Raw genomic sequence first — 21,235 nt, 5'->3', positions numbered from 1 at the left:
ACACGCCGCGCGGCGCCTTGAGCACCAGCTCGCCCTGCTCGATCCGCGCCAGGACCCGGCGTTCTTCGAGCAGGCCGATCAGGGCCGGCGCGTCCATCGATTGCGTGCTCGCGACTTCCAGATTCACAGTCTGAACTCCTCGGTTTCCGATTCGGTTTCCCACTCCGCCTGCTGCTGTGCGAAGTGCGCCGGGATGGCGTTGTGCGGCACATGGATCTCGCCCGCGTCCGGCGCGGTGCGCACGGCGGCGGCCATCGCGGCCAGCCCCGGCCGGTCGAAGACCGCGCGCACGTCGATGGCCCAGCCGCGCCTGCGCAGTTGCTCCAGCATCTGCACCGCCAGCAGCGAATGCCCGCCGAGCGCGAAGAAGCTGTCGTGCCGGCCGATGCGCTCCACGCCGAGCAGCCGCGACCAGATCTCCGCCAGGGCCTGTTCCACCTCGCCCTGCGGAGGCACGAAGGCGCGGCGGTCGAAGGCTTCGCCGTCCGGCGCCGGCAGCGCCTTGCGGTCGAGCTTGCCGTTGGCGCCTAGCGGCAGCGCGGCGAGGCACACGTAGGCGGCGGGCAGCATGTGTTCGGGCAGGTGCTCGGCGAGCAGGCCGCGCAGCCGCGCGGGCTCCAATGCTTCATCTGGCGAGGCCGGCACCACGTAAGCGACGAGCGACGGCGTGCCCGACCGGTCCTCGCGCGCGAGCACCACGGCGTCGGTGACGCCGTCGATCGCGCGCAATCGCGCCTCGATCTCGCCGGGTTCGATGCGTTGCCCGCGCAGCTTGATCTGGAAATCGCACCGGCCCAGGTATTCGATCGCGCCATCGGCACGCCAGCGGCCGAGGTCGCCCGTGCGGTAGAGCCGGCCACTCCCGCCGAAGGAGTCGGCAATGAAGCGCTGCGCCGTCAGCTCCGGCTGGTTCAGGTAGCCGCGCGCCACCTGCACGCCGCCGATGTAGAGCTCGCCCGCAACGCCGATCGGCACCGGGCGCAATGCGTCGTCGAGCAGGTACAGGCGGGTGTTGGCGACCGGCCTGCCGATCGGCACCGAGTCGCCGTCGTCGCTGCCGCAGGTCCAGGCGCTCACGTCCACCGCCGCCTCGGTGGGGCCGTAGAGGTTGTGAAGACGCGCATGCGGCAGGCGCTCGCGGCACCGGCGCGCGAGCCCGGCGGAGAGTGCCTCGCCGCTGCAGACCACGCGCCGCAGGCTCTTGCAGGCGGCCACATCGCCGACGTCATCGAGCCGCGCAAGGAAGAGCTGCAGCATCGAGGGCACGAAGTGCAGCGTGGTCACGCCGCTCGCGCGGATCAGCTCGCAGAGGTAGGCGGGGTCCCTGTGCCCGTCGGGCCTGGCCAGCACCAGCCGCGCGCCGGCCATCAGCGGCCAGAAGAACTCCCACACCGACACGTCGAAGCCCAGCGGCGTCTTCTGCAGCACCACGTCGTCCGGCGTCAGCGCGTAGGCCTGCTGCATCCAGTGCAGGCGGTTGACGATACCCCGGTGCTCGTTCATCACGCCCTTGGGACGGCCGGTGGAGCCGGAGGTGTAGATCACGTAGGCGAGATTGTTTTCGTGGAGGCCTGTGCCGGGCGTGGTGCCTGCGAACGCCTCCAGGAGATCGTCGCGATCCACCGGCAGCGTGCGCACCGTGGCCGACAGCATCGGCGCGAGTTCGGCGTCGGCGAGCACGGCTACCGGACCGGCTTCTTCGATCATCTCCAGCAGCCGTTGCGGCGGATGCGATGGATCGAGCGGCAGGTACGCGCCCCCGGCCTTGAGCACCGCCAGCAACGCCACCACCAGCATCTCGCTGCGCTGCATGAAGATGCCGATGCGCGCGTCAGGCACCACGCCCAGCGCACGCAGTCGCCGCGCCAGCCGGTTGGCTCGTGCATCGAGCTCGGCGTAGCTGAGGCTGCGGCCCTCGAACACCAGGGCGGTCGCATCGGGGCGCTTCGCGGCCTGGCGTTCGAACAGCTGGTGCAGCAGCAGGCCGCGCGGATGGTCGGCGTCGGTGGCGTTGAAGTCGCTCATCACCCGCCGGCGCTCGTCTTCCGGCAGCACATCGATGCGCCGCAGCGACAACCCGGACCTGGCTTCCAGCGCATCGACCAGCGAACGCAGCGCCTTTTCGACGAAGCCGCGGATTCGCCGTGCATCGACGCAGCGGTCGATCTCGGCGGTGATGCCGAAGCCGTCGCCATGATCGTCCACGTGCAGCACGAAGGGATAGTTGGTGCGGTCGTGGCCGCCGAGCGATTCGATGCCCGGCACGCCCGTGATGCCGTCTTCGTCCTGGCGGGGGCTGTAGCGGTAGTTGAGCAGGCTGGTGAAGAGCGGCGCATCGGCCGGCAGCCCGCTGCAGCGCCGCGCGAGGCTCAGCGAGGCGTGTTCGTGGCGCAGCAGCTCGGCAAGATCCGCGTGCACGCGGCGCAGTGCAGCGTCGGCTTCGCCGTCGATGCGCACGCGCAGCGGCAGCGTGTTGAGGAACATGCCCATCGCCCGCGTCGCCTCCGCGCCGGCCTGCAGGCGGCCGAACAGCACCGTGCCGAACACCACGTCGTCGCGGGCGCTGCAACACGCCAGCACCAGCGCCCACGCCAGGTGGAACACGCCGGCCGCGCCCACGCCGCGCAGCCGCGCCTGTTCGCGCAGGCGCCGCGCGAGCCCGGGCTCCAGCTCGCCGCGCGACTGCAGCACGCCGCTGCCGTCGCCGCGCACCTCGTCCAGCCCGAAGGGCGCGGTGGTGGCATCCACGTCGCCCAGCACGCGGCGGAAATAGGCTTCATGGCCCGCTTCCGCCCCGCCCTGCCGCGCCTGCGCGACGAAGTGCCGGAACGGCACCGGCGCCGGCAATTCGGCGCGGCGCCCCTGCAGGATCAGCAGGACCTCGCTCACCAGAAGCTGCGAGGCCGTGTGGTCGAGGATCAGGTGGTGATGCAGCAGCTGCAGCAGCCAGCGTCCGCTGCCCTCTTCCTCGATGGCGTGGCCGCGCAGCATCGGGGCGCGCCGCACGTCGAGGCGGCAGCGGCGCGGATCGGCCAGCGCGCCCAGGCGTTCGCGCGCCTCTTCGACTGGCGCAGGAGCCAGCATCGCGATCTCCAGACCTGCCTCGCGCTGCACCAGCTGCACGGGCTGCTGCAGTTCCTCCCAGTGCACGCTGGTGCGCAGGATGTCGTGGCGCGAAATCACCTCGCGCAGGGCCTGCACGAACGCCTCCAGCCGCTGGCGGCTGTCGAAGCGCAGCAGCGTCGGCATGACGTAGGCGTCGCCCCCATCCTCGCTCTCGCGGTGCAGGCGGTGATGGAACAGGATGCCCTCCTGCAGCGGCGCGAGCGGATAGATGTCCTGCACGTTGCGCACACCGCCGGGCACCTTCGCCACCAGGCGGTCGATCTGGTCCTGCCCAAGCGCGAGCCCGAGCAGCGGCAGCATCTGCGGCGTGATCGTCTCGGCCTTCTCTTCGATGCGGTAGTCGATGCGGTAGTCGAGCGGATCGGCACGCCGGCCCTCGCGCAGCAGCGCGATCAGCTCCGCCTTGCGCTCGCGCAGGGCCTGCACCAGTGCCGAATCGGCGAGCAGCCGCGCATCGCCCTGCAGCGCCAGGCGCTCGCCGTCCAGGCGCAGCGAGAGGCCGCGCGAGGCCAGCGCGTCGAGCAACTCGGCCGGGGTCGCTGTCTGGTGGTTCACAGGACGATCTCCTCCATCTGCACGGTGGCCGCGGCAAGCTCGGCCAGCGTCGCGGCGTTGAACACCATCTGCACGTCGACCTGCAGCTGCTGCTCGCCCATGGCGTGGATCAGCTGAATCGCGAGCGCCGAATGCCCGCCGAGCTCGAAGAAGTTGTCGTGGCGGCCGACCTGCGCCACCCCGAGCAGTTCGCTCCACAGCGCCGCCAGCCGGGTCTCGATGCCGGCCTGCGGCGCGGCGTAGGTCCGGCGCGCGATGCCGCTGTCGTCGGGCATCGGCAGCGCCTTGCGGTCGAGCTTGCCGTTGGCGTTGAGCGGCCAGGCCGGGAGCACGACGTAGGCGGCGGGCAGCATGTAGTCGGGCAGCTGTGCGCCGAGCTGCGCCCGCAGCGCGGAAGGCTCCGGCGCCGCGCCCTGCTCCGCCAGCAGGTAGGCGATCAGCCTGGGCTCGCCGGGCTGGCTCGCATCGGCCACCACCGCGGCCTCGCGCACGTTGTCCAGCCGCGCGAGCCTTGCCTCGATTTCGCCAGGCTCGATGCGGTAGCCGCGGATCTTCACCTGATGGTCGTTGCGGCCGAGATATTCGATGCTCCCGTCGGCACGCCAGCGACCCAGGTCGCCGGTCCTGTACATGCGCGCGCCGCTCTCGGATGCGAACGGATCGGGCAGGAAGCGCTCCGCCGTGAGCTCCGGTCGCCCGAGGTAGCCCCGCGCGACGCCAGCGCCGCCGATGTGGATCTCGCCCGCGACGCCGATGGGCACCGGTTCGCCATGCGCATCGAGCAGGTAGACGCGCGCGCCCGGCATCGGCCGGCCGATGTGCGGCACCGCGCCTGCGACTGGCCCGCAGGTGGCGTCCACGCTGCACTCGGTCGGGCCGTACATGTTGTGGAACTGCACCGTGCCCGCTTCGGCAAGGCCTTGCCAGGTGTCGGCGTCGAGCGCCTCGCCGCCCAGCAGCAGCTTGCGCAGCGATGTGGCGCGCCGCTGCGGAAAGCCGGCCGAGCGCAGCATGCGCAGGTGCGAGGGCGTGCACTCCATCGCCTCGATGGCATGGCGCTCCAGGAAGTCGAGCAGCGCCTGCGCATCGAGGCGGGTGCGCTCGGGCAGCAGGAACACGCTGCGGCCGAAGGCCAGCTGGCCCCAGGCCTTCACGGCCATGTCGAAGCCGAAGGACGAGTTCCATGCCACGCGCCGGCAGTCGGGTGCCGTGCCGTGGATGCGTTGCTCCATCCCGTGCAGGAAGTTGGTCACGTTGCGGTGCTCGACCATCACGCCCTTGGGCTCGCCGGTCGAACCCGAGGTGTAGATCACGTAGGCCAGGTGCGCCGGGGTCAGCCCCACCGCTTCCGGATCGGGATCGTGCGCGGGCTCGTCCGTCCATGGCGATGTGGCGCCATCGAGCAGCAGCACCGCGCATCCTTCGGGCACCGCCAGGTGCGCCAGCAGGCGAGACTGCGTCAGCACCGCCACTGGCGCACTGTCGCGCAGCATGTGGGCGAGGCGGTCGTCGGGATGCACCGGGTCCAGTGGCACGCAGGCGCCGCCTGCCTTGAGCGTGGCCATGAGCGCCACGCCCAGATCCACGCTGCGCTCAAGGCACAGCGCGACGCGGTCGTCGGGGCGCAACCCAAGGCCGCGCAGGTGGTAGGCGATGCGGTTGGCGCGGGCGTTGAGCGTGGCGTAGTCCAGCGCTTCGTCTTCGCACGCAAGCGCCAGCGTGCCGGGCTGGCTTGCGGCCTGCAGCTCGAAGAGGCGGTGCAGCAGCTCGCCTTCGCCGCCTTCATCGACTTCACCGGCTGCGGCATTGAAGCCGTGCAGCGCCTGCTCGCGTTGCTGCGGTGCCATCAGGCCGATGCGGTCCACTGGCACGGCGGCATCGGCCACCATGCCTCGCAGCATCGCCACCAGCGCATGCCAGTGGCGCCGCACCGTGGCCTCGTCGTACAGCGCGGTCGCGTAGTTGACCTGGCCTTCGATGCGCTCGCCGGTCGGCTCCAGGTCGAGCGAGAGATCGAACTGCGCGCTGCCCGCGTGGCTCGCGAGGTTGTCGAACGCCAGCCCCTCCAGCGCCAGTCGCGCGCGCGGCGTGTTCTGCCAGGCCAGCCGGACCTGGTAGACGGGGTTGTAGGCGCTGGAGCGCTGCGGGTTCAGCGCCTCGACCACCTGCTCGAAGGGCACGTCGCGGTGCTGCTGGGCCTCCAGCGCGACCTGTCGCGCCTGCTGCAGCAGGCCGCTCACGTCGAGGCCCTCGTCGATGTCGAAGCGCAGGGCCTGTGCGTTGACGAAGAAGCCAATCAACGGCTCGAGCTCGGCCCGGTCGCGTCCGGCGACGGCGCTGCCGAGCACCACGCGCGGCTGGCCGCCCAGGCGCGCCAACACCGCCGCCCACGCCGCGAGCACCACCATGTAGACGGTGACGCCGTGGCGCCGTGCCAGCGCGCCCAGTTCGCGCGTCAGCGCCTCGTCGAGGCCGACCTCGATGCTGGCGCCGCGATAGTCCTGCTGCGGCGGGCGCGGCCTGTCGGTGGCCAGGCCGATCAGCGGCGGCGCGTCGCGCAGGCGGTCTACCCAGTAGCGCAGCTGCGCCTGCGCGGCCCCGCCCTGCAGGCGCCGCCGCTGCCAGGCGACGTAGTCGCCATACCGCACCGGCAGCGCCGGCAGCGGATCGGGTTCGCCACGGCTGAACGCGCCGTACAGCACCGAGAACTCGTGCGCCAGCACCGCCAGCGACCAGCCGTCGCAGACGATGTGATGCATCGTGAGCAGCAGCACGTGCTCGTCCGCGGCCAGCCGCAGCAGGCGCACGCGCAGCGGCGGCTCGCGCTCCAGGTCGAAGGGCGCGGCGGCCTCGGCCAGGCACAGCGCGCGCAGGGCGCTGTCGCCGAGCTCGTCGAGCGCGTCGACCCCCTCAATCTCCTGCAGGCTCAGCGCCACGGATTGCGCCTCTTCGATGCGCTGGCGCGGCTGGCCGTCGACCACGACGAAGCGCGCGCGCAGCGACTCGTGCCTCTCGACGATCCGGTCCAGTGCGCGCTGCAGCGCGACGCGGTCGAGCACGCCGCGCAGCCGCAGCGCGGCGGGCAGGTGGTAGGCCGCGCCGGCCTGCGCGTCGATGCGCGTCACGTACCAGAGGCGCTGCTGCGAGTGCGAGAGCGGCAGCAGCGCGCCGCGCTCCAGGGAGACGATCGGGTCGGCCCCGTCGGGCGCCGCGCGCGCCACCTCGGCGGCGAGCTCCGCGAGCCGCGGCCGCGCGAACACCGTCGTCAGCGCCAGCTCGACGCCAAAGCGCTGGCGCAGCTGCGAAACCATGCGCACCGCCAGCAGCGAATGGCCGCCGAGCTCGAAGAAGCCATCGTCACGGCCGATGCGCGCCACACCGAGCAGCGATTCCCATATCAGCGCCAGCGCCTGCTCGTGTTCGCCCTCGGGTGGTCGGTAGCCGCGCCGTGCATGGGCCTCATCGTCGGGCGCGGGCAGCGTGGCGCGGTCGAGTTTGCCGTTGGCGTTCAGCGGCAGCGCGTCGAGCGGCACGAAGGCGGCGGGGAGCATGTATTCGGGCAGGCGCTCCGCCAGGCGTGCACGCAGCTGCGCCGGGTCGGGCTGCGGTCCGGCGGGGTCGACGGCCACGTAGGCCAGCAGGCGTCTTTCCTCGTTGTGCTCCAGCGTGGCGATCACCGCCGCTTCGCGGATGCCATCGATGCGCATCAGCTCCGCCTCGACCTCGCCGGGCTCGATGCGGAAGCCGCGGATCTTCAGCTGCCGGTCGTCGCGGCCGAGGAACTCGATGGAACCATCGGCGCGCCAGCGGCCGATGTCGCCGCTGCGGTACATGCGCGGCGATGTGCCCGCGCAAGCTGGCGCGAACGGATCGGGCGCGAAGCGCTGCGCGGTCAGTTCGGGGCGATGCAGGTAGCCGCGCGCCACGCCCGCTCCGCCGATCCAGATTTCGCCGACAGCGCCGACCGGCACCGGCTCGCCATGCGCATCGAGCAGATAGATGCGCGCGTTGGCGACCGGGCGACCGATGTCCAGCGGCGAATCCCCGGCGCGACAACGCGCGACAGTCGCGTTGATCGTGGTTTCCGTCGGCCCGTAGGCATTGGCCAGCGCCGGGCGGTGGCCCTCGCGCCGCCACCAGGCCTCGAGCGCAGCCGCGCCGACTGTGTCGCCGCCGATCACGATCTGGCGCAGCGACGGCGCAAACACGGCTTCGCTCGACAGCGCCAGCCGCTGCCAGAACAGCGTCGGCAGATTGGCCACGCTGAGTCGGTGGTCGGCGCACAGCTCGCACCAGCGCGCGGGCTCGGCGAGCCACTCGTCGGTGCGCAGCACCAGCGTCGCGCCATGGCTGAGCGCGCCGAAGATCTCCTCGCCCGCGACGTCGAAGCTCAGGCCGGAGAACTGCAGCACCCTGTCCTGCGCGCCGAAGCCGTAGAGCGCCTGCAGCGCCGCGATCTGGTGGGAGAGCTGCCGGTGCTCGACCATCACGCCCTTGGGCGTGCCCGTGGAACCGGAGGTGTAGATCACGTAGGCCAGGTGCGCGCCGTCGCCGGGCAGGTCGGGCGATTCCATGGGCTCGCCTGCCGGCAGTGGGTGCGCGTCGAGCTCAATCGTCGTGCAGCGCGACGGTGGATGCAGGCGCATGCGCAAGGTGGAATGCGTCAGCAGCACCGCCGGTGCGCAGTCTTCCAGCTGCCAGGCCAGCCGCTGGTCGGGGTACGAGGGGTCGAGCGGCACATAAGCGGCCCCTGCCTTGAGCGTGCCCAGCACCGCGACGATCAGGTCGAAGCCGCGCGGCAGGCACAGCGCGACGCGGTCCCCGGCGCCGGAGCCCAGGCGGCGCAGGTGGTGCGCGAGCCGGTTGGCGCGCTGGTCGAGTTCGGCATAGCTCAGTCGTTCATCGTCGTGTTCGAGTGCGATGGCCTGTGGCCGCAGCGCGGCCTGCTGCTCGAAGGCGGCATGGGCGAAAGCGTGCGCGGGCAATGCAGGCGCGCTTTCGGAGAAGACGTGCAGCAGGCGGTGGCGCTCCGCATCGTCGAGCAGCGCGATGCGATCGACCGGCCGGCCCGCATCGCCTTGGGTCATGCCGCGCAGCATCGCCAGCAGCGCTTGCCAGTGCCGGCGCACCGTCGCCTCGTCGAATAGCGCCGTGGCGTAGTTGAGCTTGCCGGCGATGCGGCCGCCCTCTTCCTGCAGATCCAGCGCCAGATCGAACTGCGCTCCAGCCGGCAGGCTTTCGACCCGCTCGACTTCCAGTCCCGCGAGTTCCAGCGCGATGGGCGGCGTGTTGTGCCAGGCCAGCATCAGCTGGAACACCGGGTGATGGGCCATCGAGCGCGGCGGGTTCAGCAGCTCGACGAGGCGCTCGAAGGGCACGTCCTGGCGAGCCTGCGCCTGCAATGCCGTCTCGCGCACCTGCTTCAGCAAGTCGGCAACGCTCGGGCTGCCGTCCAGCGCGATCTTCATTGCTTGCGTGTTGATGAAGCAGCCGATCAGCGGCTCGACTTCCACGCGGCCGCGGCCGGCGTGCGAACTGCCGATCACCACCTGGCGCTGGCCGCCGTAGCGCGACACCACGGCGGCCCAGGCTGCCAGCACGACCATGTACAAGGTCGCGCCGTGCCGCTGGGCGAGCGCGCGCAGGGCCTGCGTGGTTTCGGCATCGATGCCGGCCTCGATGCTCGCGCCGCGATAGTCCTGCAGCGCGGGCCGCGGGCGGTCATGCGGCAGCTCGACCAACGCCGGTGCGTCGCGCAGGTGCCCGGCCCAATCCTGCAGCCGGGACTGTGGCGCCGCGCCCTGCAGGTGGGTGTGCAGCCACGCGGCATGGTCGGCGTACTGGATCGCCAGCCTGGGCAGGCGAGGCTCGTGCCCTTCGCGCAGCGCGCTGTAGGCGGCTGCGAACTCGCGCATCAGCACGCCCAGCGACCAGCCGTCGGAGACGATGTGGTGCATGGAGACCACGAGCACGTGCTCCTGCGCAGCGATGCGCAACAGGCGGCCGCGGATCGGCGGGCCGGCCGCAAGATCGAAGGGTTCCGATGCGGCTTCGCGGCACAGCGCTTCGATGCGCTTCGCGTCCGAAGAGCCCGCGTCCTGCTCATGCAGCTGGAAGCCGCGCGGCGGATCGATGTGCTGCCAGGGCTGGCCGTCCGTTTCGACGAAGCGCGTGCGAAGCACCTCGTGCCGGGCCACGACGTGGTCCAGAGCGGCGCGCAGGGCCGCACGATCGAGTTCGCCGCGCAGGCGCAATGCACCGGCGATGTGATACGCGACGCTGGCCTGCGCATCGACGCCGGAGATGAACCACAGGCGCTGCTGCGCCGGGGACAAAGGCAGCGGGCGGCTGCGGTCGGCGGGCCCGATCACACCCAGCGCGCCGGGGCTTGCTTCGGCTACGGCATCGGCGAGCGCGGCAAGGCGCGGCCGGGCGAACAGCGTGGCGAGCGGGAGTTCGGCGTCGAGGCGGTCGCGGATCCGGGAGATGAGCCGGATGGCCAGCAGGGAATGGCCGCCGAGCTCGAAGAAATCGTCGTCGCGGCCGATCTGCTGGATGCCGAGAAGCTCTGACCAGATATCGGCAAGGGTCTGTTCGACTTCGCCCTGCGGTGCTTCATACGTGCGTTGGCTGTGGCCTTCGGGTGCGGGCAGCGCCCTTCGGTCGAGCTTGCCATTGGGGGTCTGCGGCAATGCGTCGAGTGCGACATAGGCTGAAGGGACCATGTAGTCCGGCAAGCGTTCGCGCAAGGAACTGCGCAGTGACGATGTGTCCAATGCGCCGGCCAGGACGAGATAGGCGACCAGCCGCTTGTCGCCCGGCTGATCTTCACGAGCGATCACCGCCGCCTCTCTGACACCGTCGAGCTTCGCAAGCTGCGCTTCGATCTCCCCAAGCTCGACGCGATAGCCCCGCAGCTTCACCTGATGGTCGTTGCGCCCCAGGTACTCGATGCTGCCGTCGGCACGCCAGCGGCCGAGGTCGCCGCTGCGATACATGAGCGCGCCTGTGGAACCGAACGAATCGGGCACGAATCGTTCGGCGCTCAGTTCAGGCTGCGACAGATAGCCGCGAGCCACCTGGGCTCCGGCCAGGTACAGCTCACCCACGACACCCACCGGCACCGGATTGCGCTGCGCGTCGAGCACATGGATGCGGCTGTTGCCGACCGGCTTGCCGATCGGCGGCAGGTCCTTCCACTTTTCAGGAAGGCCACTCAGCGTGTGCGTGCTGACCACATGCGTCTCGGTCGGACCGTAGTGGTTGTGCAGTCTTGCCTGCGGATGCCGGGCGAACATCCGGCGGATTGCCGGCGTAATGCGCAACTGCTCGCCCGCGGTGATCACGTCCCTCAGCATCGGCAGCGGCGCACTGCGCTGCGACCACAGCTCGCAGAGGTTGTGAAGGGCGATGTAGGGCAGGAACAGCCGCTCGACCGACTCCTGCGCCAGCCACTCGGCCAACGCGGGAAGATCCTGGCGCAGTTCTTCGCGCAGCAACACCAGCGTGCCGCCGCTGGCCAGCGTCGAGAAGATCTCCTGGAAGGCGACATCGAAGCCCAGCGCCGCGAACTGCAGGGTACGCGCGGGTTCGGGCAACTGCTCTCTCTGCCACTCCAGCAGGTTGGCCAGCCCGCGATGAGACATCGCCACGCCCTTGGGTTCGCCCGTGGAGCCGGATGTGTAGATCACATAAGCCAGATGCGATGCCGCGAGCCCTTCGACCTGCAGGTTGCCGGCGGAGGCTTCGGCCCAGGCTTCGTCTGTTTCATCGAGCGGGACCGCTGCCATCTCCGGCGCGAGCCGTTCGATCGAGGCTTGCTGGCCCAGCACGACCATCGCCGCGCTGTCTCGCAGCATGTGGATCAAGCGCTCGTCCGGATACGCCGGGTCCAGCGGCACGCATGCGCCGCCGGCCTTGAGCGTGGCAAGAATCGCGACCACCATCGCGAAGCTGCGCTCGGCACAGATGGCGACGCGGACATCGGGCCCGACGCCAATTCCGCGCAGATGCCGCGCAAGCCGGTTGGCCTGTTCATTGAGCGCGCGGTAGCTCAGCTGCGCGCCGTCGAACTCCACGGCGATGCGCTCGGGATGCGCCACCGCTTGCCGCTCGAAGGCCTCGTGCACCAAGGCTGCCGTGTCATAGGCACGATGCGTGTCGTTGAAGTCATGGACCACACGCCGGCGTTCCCCGGCGGGCAGCACGTCGAGCGCCATCAGCGCCCTGTCCGGGTCCTCTTCCAGAGCCTGCGAGAGCGATTGCAGCGACTGCTGCACGAACTGCGCAATGCGCTGCGCCGATACCGAGGCATCGACCTGCACCGTCAACCCGAAGCCGCTGCCGTCGTCGTCCACGTGCAGGCCGAACGGGTAGTTGGTACGGTCTCGCACGTCGAGCAGGCGCACGCCGTAGAGCACATCGGTACGCGAGAAATGGCCATGCCTGTAGTTGAGCAGCGCCGAGAACAGCGGCACGTGCGCCGGCATCGCGCTGCAGCGTTGGGCCAGGGTGAGCGACGCATGCTCGTGGCGAAGCAGCGCGGTCAACGCTGCGTGCGTCTCGCGCAACCCCTGTACCGCACTTCGCTCGCCCATCGCAATGCGCACCGGCAGCGTGTTGATGAACATGCCCATCGCGCGGTCGATGCCCGGCCCGCCCTGCATGCGTCCGAATAACACCGTGCCGAACACCACGTCGTCGCGGCCGCTGCACACAGACAGTACGCGCGCCCAGGCCAGGTGGAACAGGCTGGCGGTGCTCACGCCGTGGCGCATGGCGAGTGCGCGCAGCTGAGACGACAGAGCTGGCGGCAACATCGACTTCGCCTGATCGACCCGCGATCCATCGCCCTGCACATCGAGCAGGCCGAAGGGCGCCGTCGGCTCTCCCACGTCGCCGAGCATCGCGCCGAAGAAGGCCTCGTGTTCGGCTTCGCTCACGCCCTGGCGCGAGCGCGCCACGAAGTCGCGGAACGGTACCGGCGCGGGCAGCCGGGCGGCATCGCCGCGTTCGACGGCCTCGATTTCCTCCACCAGCAGCTCCAGCGCGGTGTGGTCCATCACGAGGTGGTGATAAGACAGCTGCAGCAGCCAACGCCCGCTGGCTTCGTCGCGGGCGGCGAAGCCATTCAGCATGGGCGCGCGGCGCACGTCGATGCGCAGGCCGCGCACCCGCGGATGCTCGCGCAGGCGCTGCTGCGCAGGATTGGTGCCCGCGGCCAGCGTCAATTCCTCGGGCACGAATGCGACGCGCCGCCACACCACCTGCACGGGCTCCGAAAGGCCTTCCCAGTGGACCGCCGTGCGCAGGATGTCGTGGCGCTCGATCACGCGCGACAGCGCCGCGACGAAGCTGTCCATGCGCGGCCTGCTGTCGAACTCGAGCAGCGTCGGCAGCACGTAGGTGTCGGTGTCGCGCTCCAGCAGATGATGGAACAGGATGCCCTGCTGCAGCGGCGCGAGCGGGTAGATGTCCTGGATGTTGGCCGCGCCGCCCGGCGTGGCCTGCACGATCCGCGAGATCGCTGCGGCGTCGAGCCGGGCCAGCGTCAGCATCTCGGGCTCGATGACCAGGCAATCCGGCGGGATCAGGTTGGGCGGAACCGTTGCCGCGTCCTCTTCGCGCCGGATCGTGGTGGCGAATGCGTGCAGCTTCGGGTGCGCGAAGAGCGAGCGGATGTCGGTGGACCAGCCGCGCCGGCGCAGCTGTTCGAGCAACCGGATGGCCAGCAGCGAATGGCCGCCGAGTTCGAAGAAATCGTCGTCGCATCCGATCTGCTGGATGCCGAGAAGCTCTGACCAGATGTCGGCGAGGGCTTGTTCGACTTCGCCCTGCGGTGCCTCGTATGTGCGCTGGCTGTGGCCTTCGGGTGCGGGTAGCGCCTTGCGGTCGAGCTTGCCGTTGGGGGTCAGCGGCAGTGCGTCGAGTGAAACGTAGGCCGAGGGGACCATGTAGTCCGGCAGGCGTTCGCGCAAGGATCTGCGCAGTGATGATGCGTCCAATGCGCCGGCCAGGACGAGATAAGCGACCAGCCGCTTGTCGCCCGGCAGATCTTCACGAGCGATCACGGCCGCCTCTCTGACGCCGTCGAGCTTCGCAAGCTGCGCTTCGATTTCCCCAAGCTCGACGCGATAGCCCCGCAGCTTCACCTGATGGTCGTTGCGCCCCAGGTATTCGATGCTGCCGTCGGCACGCCAGCGGCCGAGGTCGCCGCTGCGGTACATGCGAGAGCCTTCCCGGCCGTCGAACGGATCGGGCAGGAAGCGCGCTTCGTTGAGATGCGGCTGCGACAGATAGCCCCGTGCGACCTGAACGCCGCCCAGATACAACTCCCCCACCACACCTGCCGGCACCGGATTTCTCTCGGCATCGAGCACGTAGACGCGGCCGTTGCCGACGGGTCGGCCGATCGGCGGCAGGTCTTCCCATTGCTCGGGTGCGCCGCTCAGGGTCTGCGTGGTGACTACATGCGTCTCGGTCGGTCCGTAGTGGTTGTGCAGCCTTGCCTGCGGATGCCGAGCGAACATCCGGCGGATTGCCGGCGTGATGCGCAACTGCTCGCCCGCGGTGATCACGTCCCTCAGCATTGGCAGCGGCGCACTGCGCTGCGACCAAAGCTCGCAGAGGTTGTGCAGCGCGATGTAAGGCAGGAACAGCCGCTCGACCGATTCCTGCGCCAGCCACTCGGCCAACGCGGGAAGATCCTGGCGCAGTTCTTCGCGCACCAGCACCAGCGTGCCGCCACCGGCCAGCGTCGAGAAGATCTCCTGGAAGGCGACATCGAAGCCCAGCGCCGCGAACTGCAGCGTGCGAGCGGGCTCGGGCAACTGCTCTCGCTGCCACTCCAGCAGGTTGGCCAGCCCGCGATGTGGCATCGCCACGCCTTTGGGCTCGCCCGTGGAGCCGGATGTGTAGATCACGTAGGCCAGATGCGATGCCGCGAGCCCTTCGACCTGCAGGTTGTCGGCGGAGGCTTCGGGCCAGGCTTCGTCCTTTTCATCGAGCGGGACCGCTGCCACCTGCGGTGCGAGCCCTTCGATCGAGGCTTGCTGGCCCAGCACGACCGCCGCCGCACTGTCTCGCAGCATGTGGCTCAAGCGCTCGGCCGGATACGCCGGGTCCAACGGCACGCACGCTCCGCCTGCCTTGAGCGTGGCGAGGATCGCGACCACCATCGCGAAGCTGCGCTCGGCGCAGATGGCAACACGGACATCGGGCCCGACGCCAAGTCCGCGCAGATGCCGCGCAAGCCGGTTGGCCTGCTCGTTGAGCGCGCGGTAGCTCAGCTGTGCGCCATCGAACTCCACGGCGATGCGCTCGGGGTGCACTGCCTCCTGCCGCTCGAAGGCCTCGTGTACCAAGGCAGCCGGGTCGTACGCGCGACGCGTGTCGTTGAAGCCATGAAGAACACGCTGACGCTCCTCGGCCGGCAGGACATCGAGCGCCGACAGCGCCCTGCCAGGCTCTTCTTCCAGGGCCTGCGCAAGAGCCCGAAGCGCCTGCTCCACGAGCCCGCACACGCGTTGCGCGGACACCGAGACATGAATCTCGGCGGTAAGCACGAAATCCCCGCCCAGGTCGTCGACGTACAGGCTGAACGGATAGTTGGTGAGATCGCGGCCGCCGACGTAGTGCATGCCTTCGGCGATCTCGATCTCGCCTTCGCCGGAAAAGCTGTCGCTACGGCTGTGCCTGTAGTTGAGCAGCGCCGAGAAGACCGGTGTGTTCGGCGCCAGGCCGCTGCAGCGCTGCGCCAGCGTGAGCGATGCGTGCTCGTGGCGAAGCAACTCGCTCAGAGCCGCATGGGTTTCGTGCAGCCCCTGCGCCGCAGCTCGCCCGCCAAGCCTGATGCGCACCGGCAGCGTGTTGATGAACATGCCCATCGCGCGGTCGATGCCGGCTCCGCCCTGCATGCGCCCGAACAACACCGTGCCGAACACCACGTCGTCGCGGCCACTGCAAACAGACAGTACGCGCGCCCAGGCCAGGTGGAACATGCTGGCGGTGCTCACGCCGTGGCGCATGGCGAGTGCGCGCAGCTGAGACGACAGGGCTGGCGGCAACATCGACTTCGCCTGCTCTACCTGCGAGCAGTCGCCCTGCACGTCGAGCAGGCCGAAGGGCGCCGTCGGCTCGTCCACGTCGCCGAGCATCGCGCCGAAGAAGGCCTCGTGTTCGGCCTCGCTCACGCCCTGGCGCGAGCGCGCCACGAAGTCGCGGAACGGTACCGGCGCGGCAAGACTTTCGCCGCGCCCCTGCAGCAGCGCTACCACCTCGTGCAGGATCAGCTCGGTGGTGGTGTGGTCCAGCGTCAGGTGGTGATGCAGCAGCTGCAGCAGCCAGCGGCGCGACACCGGGTCGAAGGCCGCATGGGCCTGCAGCATCGGCGCGCGGCGCAGGTCCAGGCGCACGGTCCGTGCATCGGCATGGGCCTGCAGCTGCGCCTGCACGTCGCCATTGGCCGGGTCGAAATGCTGTTCCTGCAGCGCCAGCGAGGCGTTGCGCCAGACCACCTGCACGGGCGTGTCCAGCCCCTCCCACTGCACGGCGGTGCGCAGGATGTCGTGGCGCGCGATCACCTGCTGCAGCGCGGCCGCGAACTGGTCGAGCCGCGCACGATCGTGGAAGCGCAGCAGCGCGGGCAGCACATAGGCATCGCCCTGCCCTTTCCCTTCGCCCTGCAGCAGGTGGTGGAACAGGATGCCTTCCTGCAGGGGCGCGAGCGGATAGATGTCCTGGATGTTGCGCATGCCACCCGGAACGCCGGCGGCGATCAGGTCGATCTGCGCCTGCGTCAGGCTCGCGAGCGGAAGCATCCGCGGCGTGATGCGCTCGCATTGCGCGGGAATCGCATTGGGCGGCACGGGCATCGATGCGGCGGGCTGCCCATTCCGCTCCACGCTGGCCGCGAGTGCACCCAGCGTCGGCTCGGTGAAGAGCTGGCGGATGTCGACCTCCAGCCCCTCGCGCTGCATGCGCTCGACCAGCCGCACCGCGAGCATCGAATGCCCGCCGAGCTCGAAGAAGTTGTCGCCGCGCCCTACCTGCCCGATGCCAAGCACTTCGGCCCACAGCCTTGCCAGCGCCTGTTCGACCGCGCCCTGCGGCGGCTCGTGCTCGCGCCGCCGGGGCCAGGCCTGAAGCTCGGGCGCGGGCAGTGCCTTGCGGTCGAGCTTGCCGTTGGGCGTCAGCGGCAGTGAGTCCAGTGGCACATACGTTGACGGGACCATGTAGTCGGGCAGGTTCCTGCCGAGCGCGGCCCGGGCGCCGGAAGGGTCGAAGGCGCCGCCGGCCCTGGCGTCGGCGAACACGAGGTAGGCGACCAGGCGCCGGTCACCCGGCAGGTCCTCGCGCACGATCACCGCCGCGTCGGCGACGCCGCCGAGTCGCATCAGCCGTGCCTCGACCTCGCCCGGCTCGATGCGGAAGCCGCGGATCTTGACCTGCTGGTCGTTGCGGCCGAGGTATTCGAGGCTGCCGTCGGCGAGCAGGCGGGCCATGTCGCCGCTGCGGTACATGCGCGCGCCCGGCACCTCGCTGAACGGGTCGGGCACGAAACGCTGCGCATCGAGTTCGGGCCGCCGCAGGTAGCCGCGCGCCACGCCCGCGCCGCCGACGTGGATCTCGCCCGCGCAGCCCACCGGCAGCGGCCGGCCGCGCGCGTCGAGCACGTACAGGCACAGGTCGGGAATGCGCGTGCCGATCGGGCTTGCGCCGGTGCGCCCGGCATCGTCCGGGCCGAGCACGCGGCAGGTGACGTGCACTGTCGTCTCGGTGATGCCGTACATGTTGACCAGGCGTGCGCGCCGGTTGCCCTCCTGCGAGAACCAGGGTTCGAGCGCGGCCGTCTCCAGCGCCTCGCCGCCGAGGATCACATGCCGAAGCGCGTGCGCCGGCAGCGCCTTCGCCGCGGCCCGGCATGCGGCGGCGAACTGGCGGAACGCGCTGGGCGTCTGGTTGAGCACGGTCACGCCCTGCTCGCACACCAGGCGATGGAATTCCTCCGGCGCGCGGCTGACCGCATGCGGCACGACGACCAGCCGGCCGCCATGGATCAGCGCGCCCCACAACTCCCAGACCGAGAAGTCGAAGGCGAAGGAATGGAACAGGGTCCAGACGTCGTCGCGGCCGAGATCGAACCAGCCGCGCGTGGCAGCGAACAGTCGGCCGACCTGCGCATGCTCGACCATCACGCCCTTGGGCAGGCCGGTGGAGCCGGAGGTGTAGATCACATAGGCCAGGTGCGATGGCGCGAGGCCCTCGACCCGTGGATTGCCGGTGGGCGCGTTGGCCCAGGGCGCTTCTTCCCATGGCCGGTCGAGGCGTATGCGCTGGCATGAAGCGGACGCCGGCAACCGATCCAGCGCAGCGCCGTCGCCGATCAGCGCCACCGGCGCGCTGTCGCGCAGCATGTGGGCGAGGCGCTCGTCGGGGTGCACCGGGTCCAGCGGCACATAAGCACCGCCGGCCTTGAGCGTGGCCAGGATGGCCATCACCACGCCGGGCCCGCGCTCCATGCAGATCGCGACGAGCGCGTCGGGGCCGACGCCCAGCTCGCGCAGATGGTGAGCCAGTTGATTGGCGCGGCGGTCGAGTCCGCCGTAGCTCAGCCGCGTGCCTTCGAACTGGACCGCGATGGCATCGGGATCGCGCTGGGCCTGCCGCTCGAACAGCGCATGGATCAACGAGGGCGCGCCGGTGTCGAGCAGCGGCCGGTTGAAGCCGTGCACCACAAGCTGGTGCTCGGCCTCGTCCATCAGCGGCAGGTCACCCACGGGCGTGTCCGGCGCATCGGTCGCGGCACGCGCCAGCACCTTCAGCCGCCGAAGGTGCACGGCCATCTCCCGCGCGGAGAACGCAGCCGGGTCGTGGTTGAACTCGATATGCACCGGTCGCCCCTGCTCGTAGTCGCGCACGTAGACCGCGAGCGGCTGGCGCTCGTGGCCGTTGTGCAGCGGGAGCACCGTGCTGCGGATGCCTTCGAGCCCGATGTCGCCCTGGAAGCTTTCGATCGACAGGGAGATGTCGAACAGGCCCCGCCGTTCGCCAACACCGGCCAGCAGCTCGCGGTGCAGGTCGGCCAGCGGATAGCGCTGGTGGCGGTAGCACTGCTTCAGCTCGCCCGCGACGCGGCGCAGGGTCTGCGCGAATGTCTCCCGCGTATCGACCGCGATGCCGACCGGAATTGCGCCCGAGAACATGCCCGGCATGCGCCTTTGCGCCGCGGTCGTGCGGTTGTGCACCGGCATGCCGATGACGACTTCGTTGCCCTCGCCGCGTTCGCGGCCGTGCAGGCGCGCGAAGTACACCGCCAGCAGCGCGGCGAGGAAATGCGTGCTCGATGCGCCCTGCGCCTCGGCCACACCGGTCAGGCGATCGTGATCCGCGCGCTCCAGCTGCCAGACGGCCTGCTCGACCCTGCTTCGGCCCGCATGGAGGCGCCGCGCAGGCGCTTCCTCGAACAGCGGCTGCGCAAGTCGTGCATGGCGCCGCAGCCAGAAGGCGCGGTCGCGGGCGTAGCGCGGCGAGGCCTGGTATTCGGCGTCCTGGCGGATGAAGCCGGCATAGCCGTCGCCCCCGTCCCCATCCCCTTCCTCATTTCCCTCTTCGACGGCGGCCTCGCCGCGCCCGAGCCGGTTGTAGGCCTCGGCGATGGCATTGCCGGTCAGCGAGACCGACCATCCATCCGCGATGAGGTGATGGAAACAGACCAGCCAGTAGCCGCGTTGGGGCGCGACCCGCAGCCATTGCATGCGCCAAAGTCGCTGGCCATGCAGATCAAAGGGAGCGAGGAAGGCTGCGCGCAGGTGCGCCCGGGCGCCTGCTTCCGGATCGGCATCGCCGCTGAAATCGAAGCGCTGCAATGCCGTGCCGGCGAGGACGTGGTCATCGGGCGCGGCGAAGCGCTGCATGGCCTCGCCGTTGCCGCCGCGCTCGAGCACGATGCGCAGCGCCTGGTGGCGCGCCACGACGGCACGTATCGCGGCTTCCAGCCGGTCGAGGTCGATGGGCCCTTCGAGGCTGGCCGCCACGCCGATGTTGTGGCAAGGCAGGTCGGGCGCCAGCGACTGGTCGAGCCAGACGGCCTGCTGGGGCGAGCTCAGGGCGTGAAGGATCTGGCCGCTCACGATTCGCCACCATCCGGTACCAGCGCTTCCAGCCGGCGCAGGCGCCGATGGAAGAGCGCGAAGACGGTCAGCGCGAGGCCCGCCGCGCCGGTCGCGAAGAACAGCAGGCCGATGCCACGGCCCGGCCCGGTGCCGAACCACACGCCCACCGCCGTATCGGCGAGCGAGCCGCCCTGGCGCAGCGCCGGTTCCAGCACCGCATCGGCGAGCCAGCCGCCGGCCAGCAGCACCACGCACATCACCAGCATGTTGGATGCGGCGATCAGGGCGAACACGCTGCCCTGCCGGCCCGCCGGCGCCTTGCGCATCCACAGTGCGTGCGAACACGCGACCGAGGTGCTGCCGCAGAACAGGCAGACGAAGGCCGCGGCGCACCACAGGGCCGGCGTGGTCACGCATCCCGCCACGAGCACGGCGGCGCACTGCAGCGCGTCGCATGCCAGCACCCATTGCATGAGCCCGTGCCGAAGCCGCGCGGTGGCGACCAGGATCGAGCCGAGCAGGCCGCCGACGATGCCCACCGACATCACGAGTCCCAGCACGCCGCTGGAATGCGTGGACAGCACCAGCGGCGTCACCATGGCGGTGGCCAGCACCATCAGGCACTGCACCAGCGCGCCGTAGCCGAGCAGCGCGCGCATCAGCGGCTGCTCGCGCAGGTAGGCGAGTGCGCCGGCGAAGCTCGTGCTTGCGCTGCGCCACAACGAGGCGTCGCGCACGGAATCACCGCCGGAGGCGCGCTGCCCGCCGCGCACCTGCGCCCCGGCGCGGGTCAGTGCCGCGAACACCAGCGCGGCCGCGGCCAGCAGCAGGCACAGCTGTGTCGCCATCACGCCCTGCAGGCCGCCCGTTCGCGCCATCAGGAAGCCGGCCGCGGCGGGCGCGCCGATCTGCACCAGCGCGCGAGAGATGCCGGTCAGCCCGCCGGCCTGCGCGAAGCGGTCCTTGGGCACGAAGAGGCTGACCGCCACCCGGATCGAGGGTCGGCGAAGCGCACCCGCCGCCGCCGCGACCGCGGCGTAGACATACAGCGCGCCGACGCCGAGCCGGCCCGACAGCAGCGCCATCACGATCGCGAAGGTGCAGGCAATGGCGGCGATGTCGCACGACAGCACCACCCAGCGCCGGTCGTGGCGGTCGGCAAGCGCGCCGGCGAAGGGCGTGACCAGCATCGCCGCCAGCGCGGCGGCCAGCACCGAGAACGAGTAGTCCTGCGCCGAGCCCGTGCGCGAGAAGATCCAGACCCCCACGGCGAAGCTGACCAGCGTGGTGCCGAGATCGAAAGCGGTTTCGCTCAGCCAGAGGAGCGCGAACGTCGATCGCGCGCCCCGCCGGCCCAATTGCAGCGGCAGTGGCAGCGGCGGCGGCCTGGCCGGGTCGTCACGGGTCGGGGGCGCAGCGGCTTCCACGGTCGTTTCCTGCAT

At 70.4% G+C, this 21,235-nt stretch carries 3 protein-coding genes; all 3 read right to left on the bottom strand.

From position 1 onward, the window contains the following. Window positions 1-123: 123 nt before the first annotated feature. Genes FHT32_RS10710 through FHT32_RS10700 form a run of 3 tightly spaced genes read right to left on the bottom strand, consistent with a single transcriptional unit; the run spans window position 124 to window position 21,235 of the window. A complete protein-coding gene (locus tag FHT32_RS10710) occupies window positions 124-3,681 on the bottom strand; it encodes a non-ribosomal peptide synthetase (protein ID WP_176664607.1) in 3,558 nt (1,185 codons plus the stop codon). After that, the gene (locus FHT32_RS10705) at window positions 3,678-19,811 is read right to left on the bottom strand and encodes a non-ribosomal peptide synthetase (protein WP_176664606.1); all 16,134 of its coding nucleotides are present in this window, start codon (window positions 19,809-19,811) and stop codon (window positions 3,678-3,680) included. The genes FHT32_RS10710 and FHT32_RS10705 overlap by 4 nt, the downstream gene beginning before the upstream one ends. Next, on the bottom strand, window positions 19,808-21,235 hold the full coding sequence (locus FHT32_RS10700) for an MFS transporter (RefSeq protein WP_176664605.1): 1,428 nt from the start codon (window positions 21,233-21,235) through the stop codon (window positions 19,808-19,810). The genes FHT32_RS10705 and FHT32_RS10700 overlap by 4 nt, the downstream gene beginning before the upstream one ends.

The sequence above is a fragment of the Variovorax sp. SG517 genome, from assembly GCF_013376045.1.
In the GTDB taxonomy this organism is placed as follows: domain Bacteria; phylum Pseudomonadota; class Gammaproteobacteria; order Burkholderiales; family Burkholderiaceae_C; genus Variovorax.
The sequence above is the reverse complement of the archived record's forward strand: the minus strand, read 5'-3'. Positions and strand labels throughout refer to the sequence as shown.